Origin of the sequence: Rhizobium sp. ERR 942, assembly GCF_007828395.1 — a bacterium.
In the GTDB taxonomy this organism is placed as follows: domain Bacteria; phylum Pseudomonadota; class Alphaproteobacteria; order Rhizobiales; family Rhizobiaceae; genus Rhizobium; species Rhizobium dioscoreae.
The window spans coordinates 1,197,100-1,216,036 of sequence record NZ_VIUA01000001.1 but is presented as its reverse complement, the minus strand read 5'-3'; the positions used below and the strand labels follow the sequence as shown (position 1 = coordinate 1,216,036).

The 18,937-nt window shown below is 58.6% G+C and carries 16 protein-coding genes; 2 read left to right on the top strand and 14 right to left on the bottom strand.

The features are described from left to right. Positions 1 to 4: 4 nt before the first annotated feature. From FBZ97_RS06045 to FBZ97_RS06015, 7 genes are all read right to left on the bottom strand, one after another. Entirely contained in the window at positions 5 to 1,138 is a 1,134-nt protein-coding gene (locus FBZ97_RS06045) for a Gfo/Idh/MocA family oxidoreductase (RefSeq protein ID WP_113390928.1), read from the bottom strand. Positions 1,139 to 1,149: 11 nt separating this feature from the next. Next, complete coding sequence (locus tag FBZ97_RS06040; RefSeq protein WP_113390929.1) at positions 1,150 to 1,911, bottom strand: sugar phosphate isomerase/epimerase; 762 nt, start codon at positions 1,909 to 1,911, stop codon at positions 1,150 to 1,152. Between the two features lie 104 nt (positions 1,912 to 2,015). Continuing rightward, a complete protein-coding gene (locus FBZ97_RS06035; RefSeq protein WP_145317186.1) occupies positions 2,016 to 4,481 on the bottom strand; it encodes a glycoside hydrolase family 2 protein in 2,466 nt (821 codons plus the stop codon). Positions 4,482 to 4,539: 58 nt separating this feature from the next. Then, positions 4,540 to 5,631: an ABC transporter ATP-binding protein gene (locus tag FBZ97_RS06030; protein WP_145317185.1), complete on the bottom strand. Its 1,092-nt coding sequence runs from the start codon at positions 5,629 to 5,631 to the stop codon at positions 4,540 to 4,542. Positions 5,632 to 5,634: 3 nt separating this feature from the next. After that, on the bottom strand, positions 5,635 to 6,531 hold the full coding sequence (locus FBZ97_RS06025; protein WP_069613050.1) for a carbohydrate ABC transporter permease: 897 nt from the start codon (positions 6,529 to 6,531) through the stop codon (positions 5,635 to 5,637). Positions 6,532 to 6,542: 11 nt separating this feature from the next. Then, positions 6,543 to 7,433 carry a sugar ABC transporter permease gene (locus tag FBZ97_RS06020; protein WP_113333117.1) on the bottom strand — a complete coding sequence of 297 codons (891 nt, stop codon included), beginning with the start codon at positions 7,431 to 7,433 and terminating at the stop codon, positions 6,543 to 6,545. 91 nt (positions 7,434 to 7,524) lie between these two features. Next, complete coding sequence (locus FBZ97_RS06015) at positions 7,525 to 8,763, bottom strand: ABC transporter substrate-binding protein (RefSeq protein WP_145317183.1); 1,239 nt, start codon at positions 8,761 to 8,763, stop codon at positions 7,525 to 7,527. Between the two features lie 459 nt (positions 8,764 to 9,222). Here FBZ97_RS06015 and FBZ97_RS06010 point away from each other — a divergent pair, with 459 nt between their 5' ends. After that, complete coding sequence (locus tag FBZ97_RS06010; protein ID WP_145317181.1) at positions 9,223 to 10,254, top strand: LacI family transcriptional regulator; 1,032 nt, start codon at positions 9,223 to 9,225, stop codon at positions 10,252 to 10,254. Between the two features lie 61 nt (positions 10,255 to 10,315). Here the strand turns inward: FBZ97_RS06010 and gndA are convergent, their stop codons facing one another. Further along, the gene (gndA, locus tag FBZ97_RS06005) at positions 10,316 to 11,743 is read right to left on the bottom strand and encodes an NADP-dependent phosphogluconate dehydrogenase (protein ID WP_145317179.1); all 1,428 of its coding nucleotides are present in this window, start codon (positions 11,741 to 11,743) and stop codon (positions 10,316 to 10,318) included. 295 nt (positions 11,744 to 12,038) lie between these two features. On the opposite strand from gndA, the gene FBZ97_RS06000 reads away from it, so the two are divergent. Beyond that, entirely contained in the window at positions 12,039 to 12,437 is a 399-nt protein-coding gene (locus FBZ97_RS06000) for an SRPBCC family protein (RefSeq protein WP_145317177.1), read from the top strand. A 6-nt stretch (positions 12,438 to 12,443) separates the two neighbouring features. Here FBZ97_RS06000 and FBZ97_RS05995 read toward each other — a convergent pair whose 3' ends face one another. From FBZ97_RS05995 to FBZ97_RS05970, 6 genes are all read right to left on the bottom strand, one after another. Then, positions 12,444 to 13,058, bottom strand: coding sequence for an ABC-type transport auxiliary lipoprotein family protein (locus FBZ97_RS05995; RefSeq protein WP_112721200.1), 615 nt, complete (start codon positions 13,056 to 13,058; stop codon positions 12,444 to 12,446). 38 nt (positions 13,059 to 13,096) lie between these two features. Beyond that, positions 13,097 to 14,467, bottom strand: coding sequence for an MlaD family protein (locus FBZ97_RS05990; protein WP_113390937.1), 1,371 nt, complete (start codon positions 14,465 to 14,467; stop codon positions 13,097 to 13,099). A 9-nt stretch (positions 14,468 to 14,476) separates the two neighbouring features. Continuing rightward, positions 14,477 to 15,340, bottom strand: a complete 864-nt coding sequence (locus tag FBZ97_RS05985) for an ATP-binding cassette domain-containing protein (protein WP_113333113.1) — start codon at positions 15,338 to 15,340, stop codon at positions 14,477 to 14,479. Between the two features lie 12 nt (positions 15,341 to 15,352). Beyond that, positions 15,353 to 16,513 carry an ABC transporter permease gene (locus tag FBZ97_RS05980; RefSeq protein ID WP_145317174.1) on the bottom strand — a complete coding sequence of 387 codons (1,161 nt, stop codon included), beginning with the start codon at positions 16,511 to 16,513 and terminating at the stop codon, positions 15,353 to 15,355. Positions 16,514 to 16,663: 150 nt separating this feature from the next. Further along, positions 16,664 to 17,881: an MFS transporter gene (locus tag FBZ97_RS05975; RefSeq protein WP_145317172.1), complete on the bottom strand. Its 1,218-nt coding sequence runs from the start codon at positions 17,879 to 17,881 to the stop codon at positions 16,664 to 16,666. A gap of 166 nt (positions 17,882 to 18,047) precedes the next feature. Then, positions 18,048 to 18,854 (bottom strand): UDP-2,3-diacylglucosamine diphosphatase, encoded by an 807-nt coding sequence (locus FBZ97_RS05970; protein WP_069613061.1) that lies wholly within the window; start codon positions 18,852 to 18,854, stop codon positions 18,048 to 18,050. Positions 18,855 to 18,937: the final 83 nt, after the last annotated feature.

Below are 18,937 nucleotides of genomic sequence, written 5' to 3'. Positions count from 1 at the left end.
GCGCTTACTTCAAGAGCGCTTGTGCCTCTTCGATGCCGAGGGCTGCCGGCTGCGTGCAGGTTGTCGTCAGATCGATGAAGCGGCCTTCCTCGCCAGACTTCAGGATCGAAGTCATGACATCGACGCCATGCAGCGTGCGGTCGAGCGAGCAACGCGCATCGCGGCCGTCGATCAGTGAGGCCGCCATGTCGGCAAGCCCGGCCGTGCGATAGTTGGCCCGGGAGCCGTTCGGGCTTTCCTGATTGACGATACCGAAAGGATGCGCCCAGTTTTCCAGCGGCTTGATGTCCTTGTCGCGGCCGCTCGCCTCGACGGTGCCGCCGAAGAAGTTCGGATCGGGCACATAGAGGGAGCCCTCGGTGCCGTAAAGCTCCATATTGGCATGGCGGTGTGACCAGACATCCCAGCTTGCCGTCAGCGTGATCCGCGCACCGCTGACGAATTCGAGCAGCGCCTGGATGGTCGTCGGCGTCTTCACCGGGATGATCTCGCCGTTGCGCGGCTGGCTGGTGATCGTGCGGGTCGGCGATGCCATCGAGGTCATCGCACCGACACGCTTCACGGGACCGATCAGGTTGATGAGGTTGGCGACATAATAGGGGCCAAGATCGAGAATCGGGCCGCCGCCGGGCAGGAAGAAGAAGTCCGGGTTCGGATGCCACATTTCCATGCCCGGGCTCATGACATAGCATGCGCCCGAAGTGACGCGGCCGATACCGCCGTCATCGATGAATTTGCGGGCAAGCTGGTGGGCGCCACCGAGGAAGGTGTCCGGGGCGCAGCCGACGGCCAACCCCTTTTCCTTGGCGATGCGACGCAGCTCTTCGCCCTGCTCCAGCGTCAATACCAGCGGCTTTTCGGAATAGACGTGCTTGCCGGCTTCGAGGATGCGCTTCGAAACCGGGAAATGCGCGTCCGGGATGGTCAGGTTGACGATGACATCGAGCTCGTCATTGGCGAGCAGTTCGTCGATGGTCTGGGCCTTGACCTTGTATTCTTCGGCGCGCGCCCGCGCCGCTTCCATGTTGATATCTGCGCAGGCCAGCACCTTCAGGCCCTTGAAGAGCGGCGCGAGCGAGAAATAGGTGGTTGAGATGTTGCCGCATCCGATGATGCCGACGCCAAGTTCCTTAGCCATGTGGAAATGCCTCAAAAGCTCTTGAAGGATGCGATGGAGCGGGTGATCAGGCGATCGACATCGCTCGGATTGTCGTGTTCGACGACGAAGTGCTTAGCCTTGGTGCCGGCGAGCGCCTTGAGTAGCTTTGCCCACGGAACCGTGCCATGACCGACATCGGCCCAGCCGTCTTCATTCTTGTTCTCGCCAGCCGGCGCGATGTCCTTGACGTGAACGGCCGTGATGCGCGGACCGAGCTTTTCGATCCAGGCAAAGGGATCGCCGCCGCCGCGGATGACCCAGGCGATATCGGCTTCCCAGGAAATATCCGGAGCGCCTTCGAAGATCTGCTCGATCGGGAGCGAGCCGTCGGCCTGCTTGACGAATTCGAAGTCGTGGTTGTGCCAGCCGAATTCGAAGCCCGCATCCTTGTAGGGCTTGCTCATCTCATGCAGGCGCTTGCCGAAGGCGCGCCAGCCGGCCGCATCCTTCGGGCGCTGGTCGGCGCCGATATGCGGCGCATAGATCGAATCCATGCCGAGGGTCTTGGCAATGGTGAGAGACTTCTGCACTTCGCCATCGAGAAAATCCGGGCTGAAATGGCCGCTTGCCATCCGCAGGCCGTTCTTGTCGAGTTCGGCGCGCAGGTTCTTGAGGCCGGTCTCGTCGAGATCGGCATAGATGCCGCCAAAGCCCTCGACTTCGGCATAGCCGGCCTTGCCGAGCTTGGCGAAGATCTCTGAATAGGGCTGGAAATTGCGGGCGCTATAAAGCTGAAATCCAAGTTTCGTCATCGATAGTCCTCCAATGGCCTCCCGGCCGTCTGTCTTGGGCTTGTGGCCCCGAAAGCGCCGCCTTAACGGCGCGATAGCTCAATCCGTCGGTTGCTGGCCACCGGCTAGCTGTCCACCGACTGGCTGGATTGCAGATCATAGATGCGGAATTCGGGCACGCCGCTTGTGAGCGGCTTGGCCGGCGTGAAGACGATGCGGCGGCTCTCACCGGCAGCGAGATCGAAGGCGTTGTCGGAATAGCGTCCGTCCGTCTCGCTCTCGATCATCACGAACAGCGCAAGTCCCTTTGCGGTGACGACGAGTTCGATCGTCCCATCTTCCTCTTTCTCCTCCCTCAACACCGTCAGGCCGGCGGGCTGAAGCTCGAGCGCCTTGTAGGTGCCGTGAACATAATGCCCCTCGCCGCCCATGCCGTTCGATGCGGTGAAGCGCCACGCCAGCAGGCAATCGGCCGGCACCTGATCCGCGTCGATCGACAATGCCGTCACAGCCGCATCCGGCGTGCAGACGGCGTGCGCCGTCGTCAGCGGCACGCGCTCACCGTCGAGCTTCAGCAGCGATACCGAAATATCGGCCATGATGTCGGCGTTCGTATCGTTGACCAGGGAGAAGCGGATCGTCTTGTTGTCTTCGGAGGGAATGGCCGCAACCGATACGGGCTGGAAGAAGCGCCGCACCAGATAATGCATCACTTTCCACCGGCCGCCGTAATCCAGGCTCGACCACGAGGCCACCGGCCAGGTGTCGTTGAGCTGCCAGTAGATCGTACCCATGCAATGCGGCTTCAGCGACCGCCAGTATTCCACCGCCGTCTTGATGGCGAGACCCTGCTGGACCTGGCTCAGATAGACGAAATTCGGGAAATCCTTCGGGAAGCGAAAATAGCGGAACATCGTGCCGGCAATCCGCTCGTTGCCGCCGGCATTCTTCTGGTGCAGCTCCATGACCGGAGAGGCGATATTCATATCCTTCGCCTCGGCATAGGTCTTGATGACGGGTAGCGAGGTATAGGACTGGAAGCCGAACTCCGAGCAAAAGCGCGGACGCACGGTCCGATAGTTATCGAAGGACTTGTTCTCGTGCCAGACCGACCAGTAATGCATGTCGCCGGAACCATCGGCATGCCAAGCGTCGCCGAAGTTGAGATAGCCCGAAGCCGGGCTCGACGGCCACCAGATCGCATCCGGCAGAGCCTTCTTCATCGCCGTCTCGATCGTCCTGTTCAGGCGATCGTAGGAGACGAGATAGCGATCCCGATCTTTGCGGGACTCCTCGAACCAGGTAAGCGCGCCCACCAGCTCATTATCACCACACCAGAGAACGATGGAGGGATGCGTCGCAAGCCGGCGAACCTGATAGCCAACCTCCTCCTCGACATTCTCGAGGAAATCACCCGTCGAGGGATAGAGATTGCAGGCGAACATGAAGTCCTGCCACACCATCAACCCCATGCGGTCGCAAGTGTCATAGAACCAGTCATGCTCGTAAAAGCCACCGCCCCAGACGCGGATCGCATTCATATTGGCATCGACGGCCGATTGCAGCAGATCCTCGGTCGCGGCCGGATTGGAACGTGAAAACAGCGCGTCGGCCGGAATCCAGTTCGCGCCACGGGCAAAGATCTCGCGGCCATTGACCTTCAAGGCAAAACGGCTGCCAGCTTCATCCTCGGTGGTGATCAACTCGACCGTGCGCAAGCCGATCTGCCGCGTGACGGTTTCGAAATTGGTTTCCACTGAAAGCGCATAGAGCGCCTGCTCGCCATTGCCGGCCGGCCACCAGAGCCTGGGCTTGTCGATATGGAAGAAGTGAGTGATCGATGTCTCGCCGGCATTGACGCCGACATCGAGGCGCACGCGCTCGTCGTCGAGCGAGAAATAAAGCTGCGCAATCCCCGTTCCCTTGGCAAACAGCGCCACCGTCACCTTGAGGTCGACCGAACCGTCATCATTGTGAACCTGCTGGGTGACGACATTCTCGATACGGGCGATCTCGAGCTTCTTCAGCGCGATGGTGCCATAGAGACCGAGCGGCGCGATCGCAATGTTCCAATCCCAACCGAAATGGCATTGCGGCTTGCGCAGCATGTTGCCGTTCGGGATCGGCGAATTGCCGGTGCTGTAGGGGATGTAGAAAGGCTGTTTCGCCTGAAGGGCAGCACCAGCCGAAATGCTCGAATGTAGGACGATGCGAATGGTATTTTCGCCCGCCTTCAGCGCCTTCGAGACATCGGGGCGATAGCGCTGGAAGCAGTTGTTGGCCTCCAGCACGAGCGTATCGTTGACATAGACACTGGCGACGGTGTCGAGATAGTCGATATCGAGATACCAGTCGCCGCCGGCATCATCGAGCGTGAAGCTGCGTGTCAGCTCCCAATCCTGCTGGGCAACCCACTGCACGACTTCTTCGTTGCGCGCGAAATAGGGATCGGGAATAAGCCCTTCCGCATGTAGCGCGGAATGAATATCACCGGGCAGCGACATGGAGAGGGAATGATCGCTGTCGGGAGAGGTCAGCCTCCACGAACCGACGAGATCGATGGCAAGATTATCATTGATCGAAGACGACATCGGACCTCCCCGGACCGCTGTAGAGAAGGAGGCGGTCAAACCGCCTCCGGGCATGGGATTATATTCTGAGTTCTGTCTGCGCATCAAAGAGCGATGCGAGCGACATATCAAAGCTAAGCTTTACGGCTGAACCGGGGCCAAAGCGCCGGGCACCGTTGACGCGAACCGACATCGTATGTCCGGCATGCTTCAGCCACAGCAAGTTATCGGCACCCATCGGCTCCTCGATATCCACCATGGCATCGTGAACCTCCGCACCGGGAGCGGTCGCTTCATTGACCTTGATGTGCTCCGGGCGAACACCGAGCACGACCTTGCGCCCCCCTTGAAGAGCCTCGCCAGCCTTGTAGCCATCGAGCGAAAACAGCACGTCGTTGGTCGCGAACACGACCTTGCCTTCGCGATTGACCAGCTCGCCCTTGAGGAAGTTCATCGAGGGCGATCCGATGAAGCCGGCGACGAAGAGATTGCGCGGCGCGTTATAGATCGTCGTCGGGTCGTCGAGCTGCATGATGACGCCGTTCTTCATGATCGCGATGCGGTCGGCGAGCGTCAGCGCCTCGATCTGATCGTGGGTGACGTAGATCATCGTGTTCTTCAGCGACTGGTGCAGCCGCTTGATTTCCACGCGCAGCTCCGAACGCAGCTTGGCGTCGAGGTTCGATAGCGGCTCATCGAAAAGGAAAACGTCGACATCACGCACCAGGGCACGGCCGATCGCAACGCGCTGGCGCTGACCGCCCGAAAGCTCGGCCGGCTTGCGCTTCAGCAGCGGCTCGATCTGCAGGATTTCGGCAGCGCGCGCGATACGCTTGTTGATCTCGTCCTGCGGCACCTTGGCAACGCGCAGGCCGAAGGAGAGGTTCTTCTCGACCGACATCTGCGGATAGAGCGCATAGGACTGGAACACCATGCCGATGCCGCGATCCTTGGGCTCTTCCCAGGTGACATTCTTGCCCTTGATGAAGATCTGTCCCTCGCTGATATCGAGCAGGCCGGCGATGCAGTTGAGCAAGGTCGACTTGCCGCATCCCGATGAGCCGAGAAGCACCAGGAACTCGCCGTCATTGATCTCGAGATTGAGATTTTTCAGAACGTTGACCGCACCGAAATTCAGCGAAAGGTCTTTGATGGAAACGCTACTGTTCATGAATTACCCCTTCACTGCGCCGGCGGCGATGCCGCGGACGAAGAGCCGCCCGGACACGAAATAGACGATAAGCGGCACCGCGCCCGTCAGCAGCGTTGCGGCCATGTTGACGTTGTATTCCTTGACACCCTGCACGGCGTTGACGACGTTGTTCAGCTGCACGGTCATCGGATAGTTCTGCGTGCCGGCGAAAATGACGCCGAACAGGAAGTCGTTCCAGATGCCGGTGATCTGGATGATCATGCCGACGACGAAGATCGGCAGCGACATGGGCAGCATGATGCGCAGGAAAATCTGCCAGAAGCCCGCACCGTCGACGCGTGCCGCCTTGAAGAGTTCAGGCGGAAGCGAGGCGAAATAGTTGCGGAACAACAGCGTGTTGATCGGCATGCCGAAGATGGTGTGCACGAGGACGATGCCGCCGAGCGTCGAAAACAGCCCAAGCTCACGCAGCACCATGACGAGCGGATAGAGCATGACCTGATAGGGAATGAAGGCGCCGAACAGCAGGATCGTGAAGAAGATTTCCGATCCCTTGAACCGCCAGTTGGCGAGCGCATAGCCGTTGACCGACGCAATGGCGATCGAGACGATGACGCTCGGAACGAGGATCTTCACCGAATTCCAGAAGCCGACCTGGATGCCGTGGCAGTAAAGGCCGGTGCAGGCTTGCGACCAGGCTTTCACCCAGGGCTCGAAAGTAATCTCCATGGGCGGAGCAAAGATATTACCCATGCGGATTTCCGGCATGCCCTTGAGCGAAGTGACGACCATCACATAGAGCGGCAGGAGATAGTAGAGCGCGGCCAGCCCGAGTATGCCATAGAGCATGATCGTGCGCGGGGCAAAGCGGCGCCTGGGCTTGGTGCCCGAAGGTTCGATGGTAGCGGCAAGTGCCATGGTTTCCTCCCTTACCGGCGCTTCTGGCGGAACTCGATGAGAGCCCACGGCACGACGAAGATGAACACGGTCACCAGCATGACGGTGGAGGCGGAAAGCGCCTGACCGAGATTGGAGCGCTGGAACATGAAGTCATAGACGTATTTGGCCGGCATTTCGGATGCGAAGCCCGGCCCGCCTGATGTCATGGCGACGACGAGATCATAGACGCGCACGATGCCTGACGCGACGATGACGAGCGTGGTGACGAAGACGCCTCGCATCATTGGAATGACGACGAAGATGTAGGTCCGCCAGGCTGGAATGCCGTCAACGCGCGACGCCTTCCAGATCTCGCCGTCAATCCCCCTCAGGCCCGCCAGCATCAGCACCATGACAAGGCCGGTGCCCTGCCAGAGACCGGCAATGACGAGCGCATAAAGCACGGTCTTCTGATTGCCGAGCAGAGCGAAGTTGAAACTCGTAAAGCCCATATCCTGCATCAGCTTCGGCAGCCCGAGCGCAGGATCGAGGATCCACTGCCAGACGAGGCCGGTCACAATGAAGGACAGAGCGAAAGGATAAAGGAAAATGGTTCGGAACGTATTCTCGAAGCGGATTTTCTGATCCATCAGCACGGCCAGAAAGAAGCCGACGACGAAAGCGAAAACCAGGCTGAGAATGCCGTATGTCGCAAGATTGCCGATCGAGATGTTCCAGCGATCGGTACCCCACAGACGCTGATACTGCGCCAGACCGACAAAATTGGAGCTCGGCAGCAGCCTTGAATCTGTGAACGAATAGATGACGGTCCAGAGCGTGCAACCGACGAAGACGACGATCACCGTCAGCACCATTGGAATGGCGGCGATCTTCGCATTGAGGTTACGGAACAGACCCAGTGGCCGGACAGCGTTAGCCATCGATACCTCCGTTGGTGACCTGCCTCAGGACAGGCGAGATCCCTCGCCTGCCCCGATGCCGGCCATCGCGATTGATAGATGGTCGTCTTGCTTATTGCGCCTGCTTGAAGATGGCGGCCTGCTTTTCGATCGCCTCATCCACGGTCATCTTCGACGAGAAGAATTGCAGTCCGAGATCGGTCATCTGACCGCGCGTATCCGGGTCGATCAGCTGAGTGACACCCGGCACCACGTTGTCCGGATTCTTCAGGATTTCCAGACCCTTCTTCATGCAGCTGCTGGCCGCGCTCAGATCGATATCGCCGCGCACCGGCAGGGAGCCCTTGGCGAGGTTGAACTTGACCTGGGTTTCCTTGGAAACCAGCATGCTGGCAAGCTCGAGCTGCGCCTTGGTGATGTCGGGATTGCTGTTCTTCGGGAAGTAGAAGCTATCGCCGCCAGTATCGAGCAAACCGTTGAAACCGAGGCCCGGAAGGCAATCATAGTCCTTGCCGGCAACCTGCTTGGCAACGCCAAACTCACCCTGCGCCCAGTCGCCCATGATCTGTGCGGCGGCCTTGCCTGTGATGACCATGTTGGTGGCGACATTCCAGTCGCGGCCGGAATAGCTCTCATCAACCAGATCGCGCGCCTGCGCGAAAGCGTCCCAAACCTTGCGGTTTTCGGAGCTCTTCACAGCGTCTGCGTCTTTCTTCTGGTAGATCGCCAGATAGGTCTCCTTGCCGCCGATGCCGATCTGCATGACGTTGCGGATACCGTCGACCTGCCAGGGAGCGCCGGTCGCAAGTGGGGTGATGCCCTTCTCGCGCAGCTTCGGCGCATCGGCGACGAATTCATCCCAGTTGGCCGGGACCTTCATGCCGTTGTCTTCGAAGACGTGACGATTGACCCACATCCACTGCCAGGAGTGAATGTTGAGCGGCACGCAATAGACCCGGCCCTCATAGGTGCAGGAGTTGAGCAGGCTGGCCGGACGAATGATGTCCTTCCAATGTTCCTTCTCGGCAAGGTCGGTCAGATCGGTCATCAGGCCGGCCTTGACCAACTCTTCGGCGTCGCGGCCCGTGTTGAGCTGCGTTGCACCCATGGGATTGCCGCCCAGGATACGGCTGACGATGAGGGGCGTTGCGGTCGAACCGGATCCGGCGATCGCGCCGTCGACCCAGTGATTGTCGCCCAAGGCGTTGTATTGCTCAGCCAGAACCTTCACGGCAGCTGCTTCGCCGCCCGATGTCCACCAATGCGTTACCTCAAGATCGGTCGCATTTGCTGAGAAAGCGGGAAACGCGACAGATGCAAGCAAAGCGGCAGCCATCAAACGAATATTCATGAGTTCTCCTCCCTCACTGAAACGTTGCCGGAAAAACGTATTCGAATCATTTTCAACGCGCAACCGCCTGACCATAAATTTTTCATGACTGCGTGAATATACAATCATTGATTACATTTTACCTGTGGAAGATAACTTCATTCCGTCGTGATATCGGTCGCCAAAAAATCTGCGTACCCTCTACAAATAGCTGATATTAAATGTTTTATTTCAGGGACGCACTCATGCGGCCCTCTTGCATAATCCTGGCCCGCTCAATTTTCGAGACAGGAGTACGAATACAATCATGAGAATAGGCATGAAAATCGGCATAAAAATAAGGCTCGACTTTTCAACTGTATCGTTACAGTTTTTCTCATTGCATTGGCGAAGCCGCATGGCGTCTATGCTTGCGGTGGCCATGTAGGCAATATAAGCGGATTGGCTGCGGGAGGCGGCCGGGAGGCAAGCGTGAGCGAAATGGACAATAAAAAAATGTCAGGGAGCGGCGCGCCAGCCACTCCCGAACGGCCGACATTGAAAACAATCGCCTTCATGACGGGGTTAGGGATCACCACCGTTTCTCGCGCATTGAAGGATGCCCCTGATATCGGAGCCGAGACCAAGAAGCGGGTGCGCATGGTCGCCCGACAATTGGGTTATCAACCGAACCGCGCGGGCGTGCGCCTGAGAACCGGCAAGACCAATGTGATTGCCCTGGTGCTGAGCATCGATGAAGAAATCATGGGCTTCACCAGCCACATTGTCTTCGGCATTTCCGAAGTTCTCGCCGGCACGCAATATCACCTGGTCATCACGCCGCATTCGCACAGTAAGGATCCACTGGTGCCGGTGCGCTACATTCTCGACACCGGCTCGGCCGATGGCGTCATCATATCGCGTACGGAGCCGGATGATCCGCGCGTCGAGCTCATGCATGAGCGCGGCATGCCTTTCTCGACGCATGGGCGGACGGATATGGGCATCATCCACCCCTTCCATGACTTCGACAACGAGGCCTTCGCGCATGAGGCCGTGCGGGCACTGGTCGCAAGAGGGCGTCGCCGCCTGGCGTTGCTGCAGCCCTCCAGCAAGCTGACCTATTATTCGCACACCCGCATCGGTTTCCAAACCGGCTTGCACCAATATGGCGCCGAAGAAATCCCCTTGAGGATTACGACCGATAACGCGCTGGCCGATATCAAGGACACGGTCGAGGCGCTGATGCGCTCACCGCATGCGCCTGACGGGATCGTCTGCTCCAGCAGCGGCGGCGCGATTGCCGTCAATGCCGGCATCGAGGCAGCCGGCTTCCGCCTGGGTCGCGACATCGACATGGTCGCCAAACAATCGACAGACGTGCTGAGCTGGATCAGGCCCGAGATCATTACGGTATCGGAGGATTTCCGCCATGCCGGCCGCGAACTCGCCAAGGCGGTCATCGCCCGTATCGACGGTGTAGAACCGGAACTGCTGCAAAGCATCAGCCCACCCGTCTGGCCGACGAGCTGACAGCGAAAAGCCCGCCGGATTCCTCCGGCGGGCTCTTTCATAATCTCATCCGACTGTTTTCTCAGCCCTGAGCCCCGCTGCCCCATGGGCCGTGGTGAATGTCCTTGCCGTCGACGCGGTCGAAACCATGTGCGCCGAAAAAGTCACGCTGGGCCTGGATCAGGTTGGCGGTGCCCCGCGCCTGGCGATAGGCATCGAAATAGGTCAGCGCCGAAGCAAGGGCTGGAACCGGCAGGCCGGATGCGGTCGCAGCCGAAACGATGCGACGCAGCGACGGGATCGATTCCTTGACCATCTCGGCAAAGGCCGGGGTGACGATCAGGTTCGCCGCATCCGGGGTCTTGGTGAAAGCGCTGGTGATCTCGTCGAGGAACTGCGAACGGATGATGCAGCCGGCACGCCAAATCTTAGCGATGACAGGCATCGGCAGCGACCAATTGAACTCCTTCGAGGCCTCGGCCATGACGGCAAATCCCTGGGCATAGGCGCCGATCTTGGCGGCGAAGAGCGCCAGCTCCAGGTCCTTCAGCAAGTCGGGGCCGAAGGCGATCGGGAACTTGTAGTCGGGCGTGCCAAAAATCTTCTCGGCTGCTTCGCGCTGGCTCTTGATCGCCGAGAGGCTGCGGGCGGCAACGGCAGCCTCGATCGCCGTCGCGGGAATGCCCATGTTCTGGGCTTCGATGGCAGACCACTTGCCGGTACCCTTTTGGCCGGCCTTGTCGAGGATGACATCGGGCATGGCGCTGCCGGTTGCCGGGTCCTTCGCAGCCAGAACCTTCTCGGTGATCTCGATGAGGTAGGAGTTGAGGCGACCCTTGTTCCAGTCGCCGAAGATCGAGCTGATCTCGGCCGCGCTCTTGCCGAGACCGTCACGCAGGATGCCGTAGATTTCGGCGATCATCTGCATATCGGCATATTCGATGCCGTTGTGGATGGTCTTGACGAAGTGACCAGCGCCATCATTGCCGAGCCAGGCAACGCATGGATCGTTGTTGTATTTCGCAGCGATCGAGGTCAGCACCTTCTCGACGCGCTTATAGGACTCTTCCGTGCCGCCGACCATGATCGACGGACCATGACGCGCCCCTTCCTCGCCACCGGATACGCCCATGCCGATGAAGGTCAGGCCGGTATCCTTCAGACGATCGAAGCGAGCAATCGTATCGCGGAAATTGGCATTGCCGGCATCGATCATGATGTCGCCCTTGTCGAGATAGGGCTGCAGCGCCGCCATCTGCTGGTCGACCGGCTCTCCAGCCTTGATCATGATGATGATCGGCCGCGGCGGACGGATCGCCTCGACGAATTCCTCGATCGTCTTGCAGGGAATGATCTTGTCCTTGAGTGCGCCCGCATTCGCATAGAATTCATCCGTTACCTGAGGTGTACGGTTGAACACTGCGATCTTGTTGCCTTTCTCGGCGATGTTGAGCGCCAGATTCGATCCCATCACAGCAAGACCGATCAGCCCGATTTCTGCCTTTTCCACGACAATCCTCCAATGAGCCGTTGACTGCGCCCGGCCCCACCCTGAAGACCCGGAAGACACAGCAACATCCGATATGACGCAATGCCACCGACGCTCGACGCGACCGGCGACAGCCCTGCGTTGGGGGCTGTTGTTGCACTCCGGACGGAAAACGGCAAGTCTTCGAAAGCCGTGAATCGTTCTCTTTGCAGGACTGTGCAACAATGTTGCGGAATTCGCGATTCATCCGTTTCCGAACTAACGTTTTTTCTGCCGATCGCAGTCCTATGAGGGTGATATAGAGGAGGAAACCATCATGTCGACCATGAGCGCGAAGATCGTACATGTCTCCATCGCTCGCGACTGGAGGGAGGTCTACGACTACGCCAGCCGCCCGGAAAACATGCCTTTCTGGGCCTCTGGCCTGGCATCAGGGCTGACGCAGGATGGGGACGACTGGATCGCCGAAGGCATGCTCGGGACTGCACGCGTGCGCTTCGCGCCTCGCAATGACTTCGGCGTCATCGATCATTGGGTAACGCTGGAGTCCGATTTGCAGGTCTACAATGCCTTGCGCGTCGTACCGAACGGCGACGGCTGCGAGATCATGTTCACCGTGCTCCAGCTACCAGGCATGGAGGAAGCACAATTCGCAGCCGATGCCGCGCATGTCATGCGCGATCTGAAGACACTGAAAGAGTTGATGGAGCGCTGATCGCCCTTACAGCGAGCGCAATGTCCAGTCGACGAGTTCGCCGGTCACGCCAGCAAATGCAGCGTCGAGTGCTCGGACGAAATCGGGATTGCTGCCACCACTGACCGGCACGACCTTCCGGAACACGTTCTGGGCCTTCACTGTGCCGGTGCGATCGTTCAGGATCTTTTCGGAGATCTCGACGATTGCCGTCTTCTGGCCGCCGGACGCATTGATCTCGAAGGAGCGGATATCGGTGACGATCTGATAGTCGATCGCAAGCCCCTGCCCTGGCACGCCGACGCCGCCGAGCTTGCCGGTGTTTTCGAAGGCCTCGACCAGTTTCGATTGCACCATCTTGCTCAGCTTGTCGCTCCATTGCGATTTGCCGAGGTATTGAATTTCCGAGGGCGAGACGCGAATGACGATCTGATTGCTGTCCAGCGCCTGCAGCGCGGTTGGCGGCGGGATGAGGATCTGGCGGCTTTTGACCGAAGGTCCATTCGCCTTCGCCGACGCGGAAAGATCATAGGTATCGTTGTTGGAGGAGGTTCCACAGCCCCCCAGCAAAGCTGCAAGCAACGGCAACGCGATCACAGCTTTCCACACCTGATGACGCTCACTCGACACGCAACCGACCATATTTCGCTTATCCCCTGGAGACCAGATATCGCTCTTCATCAATGCCGCGCGCGGCCGTCATAAGTCTTGACCGTATCCCCACCGAAAATCAGTCGCTGCGGATTGCGGTCGAAATTAGTGATTGTACTATTCAGGTTGTCAACCGTGCCCCGCATGTCGTTGATGAGGGTCTGGGCATCGCGCAAGCCGCCGCTCGAAAATTTCTGCAGATTGTCGGCGATCGGGCCGATGCGGGAATTGAGATTGTCCGCCATCTTCTTGAAGGATTCGAGCGTGTCCTTGGCTTCTGCGAACAGCGATTTCGTACTGTCGTCGCCGAGCAGGGAATTGACTTTGGTCAGGATACCGTCGACCTTGCCGGACGCCGCGTTGAGTTTGGTGGAGATGTCGCGGGCATTGGCGATTGTCTGGTCGATATCCTGCTGATGCGCGGCAACGGAATTGGCGACGTCGCGGATCGATGCGACCGCCGTGCGCGCCTGTTTCGTCACGTCGGCAATATCGTCAACCGATCCCTTGATCTTGGCCGGATCGATCTGTGCGACGATCGCATCGACCCGGTCCAGCGTCTTTTGTGCATTCTGACCGAACGTCGTATAGGTGTCGGCCGTCTGCTTGAAGCTCGCAATCGTCGCCTTCAAGTCGGTCGTCGCGTCGGCAACATTGGCCGTGATCTTGTCGGCATTGGAGATGACGTCGTTGACCTTCTGGGCATCGACTGCACGCACTAGCTTCTCGATCGCATCCAATGTCGAATCCACGCGGACCGAAACCGTCTTGAAGGTATCGGAAAGCTGCCCGACGCTCGCCAGGAACTTGTCAATATTGTCGGAATTGTCGGCGATGGCCTTCGAGAATTTCTGCGCATTGCGCACGGTATCCGTCAACGGCCCACGCGAATCCGAGACGAAGCCCTGAATGTCGCCAATCGTATCATTGGCGCGGTTCAGGATCTTATCGGCCGTCGTCAAGAGATTGGTGACGCTCGATTGATCCGCAAGCAACACCGCCCGCTTACCCGTATCGATCGAACGCTTCAAAATATTCTCGTCGCCATTGCGTCCGCCGGAAAGCTCGATGTAGGCCGCTCCCGTCAAACCCTGGATCTCAAGAATGGCCTTGGTCGAGGTATAGACGGGCGCATCGGCACGCACCTGCGTGAAGGCAAGCGAATAGTTCGGATCGTCGGCATCGATCGACAGACCCTGCACCGAACCAACCTGAATGCCGTTGAAGCGAACTGGCGAGCCGACGCTCAAGCCGTTTGCCGAGCCGGGAATGCGCACGACGAGCTCGACCATCGGGCCGCCGCGGCCATACTCGGCCATCCAGTAGACGAAACCGAAGGCAGCCGCGATGACGAGCAGCGTGAAGAACCCAACGATCGTATAATTGGCTTTGGTTTCCATAGTCTCCAGTCACTTCTCGCGGCTGTGGGCGCTTGCGCCTTTGTCGTCGTTGTGCCCCTTGATGTCCTCGCGCGGCACGATCGAACGTGCGCGTTTGCCCCTGAAGTAGGATTGCACCCAGGGATCATCACAGGCGAGCATGTCCTCAACCGTACCTTCCACCAATACCCGCTTCTGTCCGAGGACAGCAATACGGTCACAGACGGAAAATAGGCTGTCGAGGTCGTGAGTCACCATATAAACGGTCAGGCCGAGCGTGTCGCGCAGCTTGGCGATCAGTTCATCGAATTCCGACGCACCAATCGGATCGAGACCCGATGTCGGCTCATCGAGGAAAACGAGATCGGGGTCGAGCGCCAGGGCTCTGGCAAGCGCCGCGCGCTTGATCATGCCGCCGGAAAGTTCGGAAGGATATTTGTCGGCGGCATCAGCGGCCAGACCCACCATGCGGATCTTCATCAGCGCCAACTCGTCCATCATCTCCTTGGGCAGGTCCAGATATTCCCGCATCGGCACCTGGATGTTTTCCTTGACCGTCAGTGAGGAAAACAGCGCGCCTTGCTGGAAGAGAACGCCGAGCCGCATGTCGAGGCGGTTGCGGTCCTGCTCGTCGAGCTTGTCGTAATCTTCGCCGAGAATCTCAATCTTGCCCGAGCGGCGCGGCAATAGCCGCAGCACCGTACGCAACAGCACGGACTTACCCGCCCCGGAAGCGCCGACGAAACCGAGAATCTCGCCGCGATAGATGTTGAGGTTCAGTTTGTCGAGGACGATTTTCGATCCGAAGCCAACGGTGACATCCCGTGCCGACAGCACGATGTCCCTGCCCTGCTCATCCTTTTCCAACGGGATTTCCGAGTGAAGCGCGCTCATCGTTATCGTCCCTCAGAAATCGATTGCTGCGTAGAACATGGCGAAGAGCCCGTCCATGAGGATAACGACGAAGATCGACTTCACCACCGATGACGTCACGTGCTGACCGAGAGACTCGGCACTGCCCCCCACCTTCAATCCCTCGACCGCCGCGACGATGCCGATAACGAGCGCCATGAACGGTGCCTTGATCATGCCCGAAATGACCGTCGAAAGGCTGACGGCCTCATGCAGTCGCGAGATGAAGGTTGCAAAGGTAATGCCGGAATATGCCCAGGACACCAAGGCAGCACCAAAAAGCGCGGCAAAATTGGCAATGACCGTTAGCAGCGGCAAGGCAACCGTCAGCGCCACCAGCCGGGGAAAGATGAGTACGCCGACGGGATTGAGGCCCATGACCTTCAGCGCGTCCACTTCCTCGCGCATCTTCATGGAACCAATTTCAGCGGTAATCGCGCTGCCGGACCGACCCGCAATCATGATCGCGGTCAAAAGCACGCCGATTTCACGCAATTGCAGGATGCCCACCAGATCGACCACGAAGATTTCCGCACCGAAATAACGCAGCTGGAAAGCGCCCTGTTGGGCGATGATCGCGCCGATCAGCGACGACATCAGCAGGATGATGGGAACCGCGCGTACCGCCATGTGATCGATCTGGTTGATGATCGAGGCAGGCGAAACCCCGCTACCGCGGCCGAACTTGAGCTGACCGCCGCGTACGGCTGAACCCAGGATATACATGGCGGCGATGAGGTTGCCCCAGATATCGTAGACACTTTCGCCAATAGGCGCGAAGACACGCTCCGCCCATGATTTCCTCGGCTTTGCCGCTGCCGCCTCATCGTCGGGATGCGTATCGAATGTCGTTAACAACTCGTCAATATGAGGATTTGAGCCTTCGATCGTGACGTGGGCCTTGTGTGCTTCCTGGCTTTCCTTCAGCCGGCGGATCAGCAGCGCACCCGCCGTATCCACATCCGAAAGACCGGAAAGATCGATCACAACCTCACCGCCGGAGCTGCGCTTCGACAGCAGCTCGATCTGGCGCAGCACGCCGTGCACATTGGCGCTGCGCCAATTGCCTTGCAGCCGATAGCGATGGCCTGCGCCCTCGGGCGCATCATCGATCTTCGGTGCATCGGACCTTTGCTCGGCTGCTTTCAAACTCATGCGTCTTTCAAATCTGGCACAACATACGCCGACTCGGTGAGTCCGCATGGTCAGTGCTTAATACACCGACTATGCATGGAATTTCCATCTCGCGCCGGCGCCAACATATGTCACGGCTTTTTGATATCCAAATGAATTTGTTGCACCGCGTCAGGATACGCCGTGAGCGCCTCCGCCGATTGCCGGCTTTCTCGCCTGCAGCCCATAGGCAAAAACGACCATGGCGAGCCCAAAGGCGGCGATGCCGGCCATGACATAGTAACTCGTCAGGTCGAGCCAGGCGTAGAGATAGCCGGATGCAAGCGTCATCAATCCCAGGAACATGCCATTGTAGAAATAATAGGCGCCCTGAGCCGATGATTCCTGCGTCTCATGGACGGACGCCACGATACGACGCTGAACGCCGGTATGGACGCAGGCATAGGTGCATGAATGAAAACATTGCAGCACAAAATAGCCGATGAAGCCGAAATTGCTCGGAAACAGGACCCAGCGCAGAATGCACATGGTCGAACCGAAGAAGATGAGCGTCCAGGCGCTGAACCTCCTGCTCAGTTTTCTCGACAGGAAAAACACCATCACCTCGGCCGTGACGCCAATGCTCCACAGCACGGCTATCTCGGCGCCGGAAAAGCCGAGCTTATGCCAGTAGATCGACGCAAATGTATAGAGCATCGCATGGCTCGATTGCTGTATCGATACGCCCATCATGGTTATAAGCAATTGCGGCGAGCGCAGATTTCCGGTCGGCGATTGCAGATTGATCGGTTGGTTGCGCCGGCGCGTCGGCCCGATACGTGGCGCGAAAAAGCCCATCATCGTCGTCAGAATGAACCCCGCCACCATCACGGGCAATACTGTCGTGCCGCCCCACATGCCGATCAGCTGGCCGCCGAGAAGGGTCGACAGGATAAAGGTGATCGATCCCCAGACCCGCATGGAACCGTAGTCGAAACCCCAGCGGCGCACGCCCGACATGGCAATCGATTCGACCACCGGTACATAAGGCGCATAAGTAGCGCCCTGAATGCCGTAGACCAGAAGCACCGGCCAGAAGTCGCTGGTCCAGTAAAGCGCGATTGCCGTCAGCAGCGACAAGGCACCCGACCACAACAATACATCGGCCCGCTCTCTCATGTGATCGGCGAGTACCGCGATGATGGGTGTCACGAGGACGCGCACGACCATGGGAATGGCGATCACCAGGCCAATCTCGTGATCATTGAAATTCAGCCCCGCCAACCAGACGGGAAAGAAGGGTACGGCTATGCCGTTGACGAACAACGGAGCGCAATAGGACAAGGCGGCGCGCAAGCGGAAATATGGAGGCGCACCCTCGCCCTGGAAGGACTTGATCGCGGGAATCATGACAGACCTGAAGGGGAACGTACTTGTCCCTATCATGCTATCGAGAATACGACTATGGCGAGAAATGGCCAAAACCGTAACGTTTCGGAAAAATCCGAAGCCAGGGCTGTCTTGCAGCGATCAATAATTATAACAAGCCATTATCAAGCCTGTGAAGATCCAGAAATCAGGCCGCCTGTGCGCCGAGGGCCTGCGGTATTTCTCCGACCTGCGAGCCGACTGGCTGCGTTTCGAGAATATTCTGCCACGTGATCAGCTCGAACGTGCCGTCCTCGTGTTCCGCAATCGCGGTGCAGCTTTCCACCCAGTCGCCCGTGTTGATGTAACGGATCCCATCGAGATCCTCGATCACGGCATGGTGGATATGACCGCAGATGACGCCATCGGCATCATTGCGCTTGGCCTCTTCGGCCACGACACGCTGAAACTCGCCGATGAAATTGACGGCGTGCTTCACCTGCAGCTTCGCCCAGGCCGAAAAAGACCAATAGGGCATGTTCAGGCGTCGGCGCACCGCCGCAAGCCCGATATTGATCAAGATGGCCATGTCATAGGCCCAATCGCCGAGATAGGCGAGCAGGCGGGCATTGCGGACGACAACATCGAATTCGTCGCCGTGCAGGATGAGATATTTCTTCCCATCGGCCGTTTCATGCATAGCGCGCTGCGCCACCTCGATACCGCCGAAGTGCATTCCAGGGAAGTCACGCAGGAATTCGTCGTGATTGCCGGGGATATAAACGATGCGCGTGCCCTTGCGCGCCTTGCGCAGGAGCTTCTGTACGACGTCGTTGCAATCCTGGGGCCAGTACCAGTTTCGCTTCAGTCTCCAGCCATCAACGATGTCGCCAACCAGGAAGATGGTATCGGCCTCGTGATAACGGAGAAAATCGAGCAGGTAATCCGCCTTGGCGGCCTTCGAGCCGAGATGCACGTCAGAAATGAATAGCGTTCGGAAATGCCGGGGGTCCATGTTTTCATTCACGAACTTTATGTCCGTGCCCTATCCTACGTTGGCTATTCCAAAACCAGACTCGTGTTTCAGGAAGATGACAA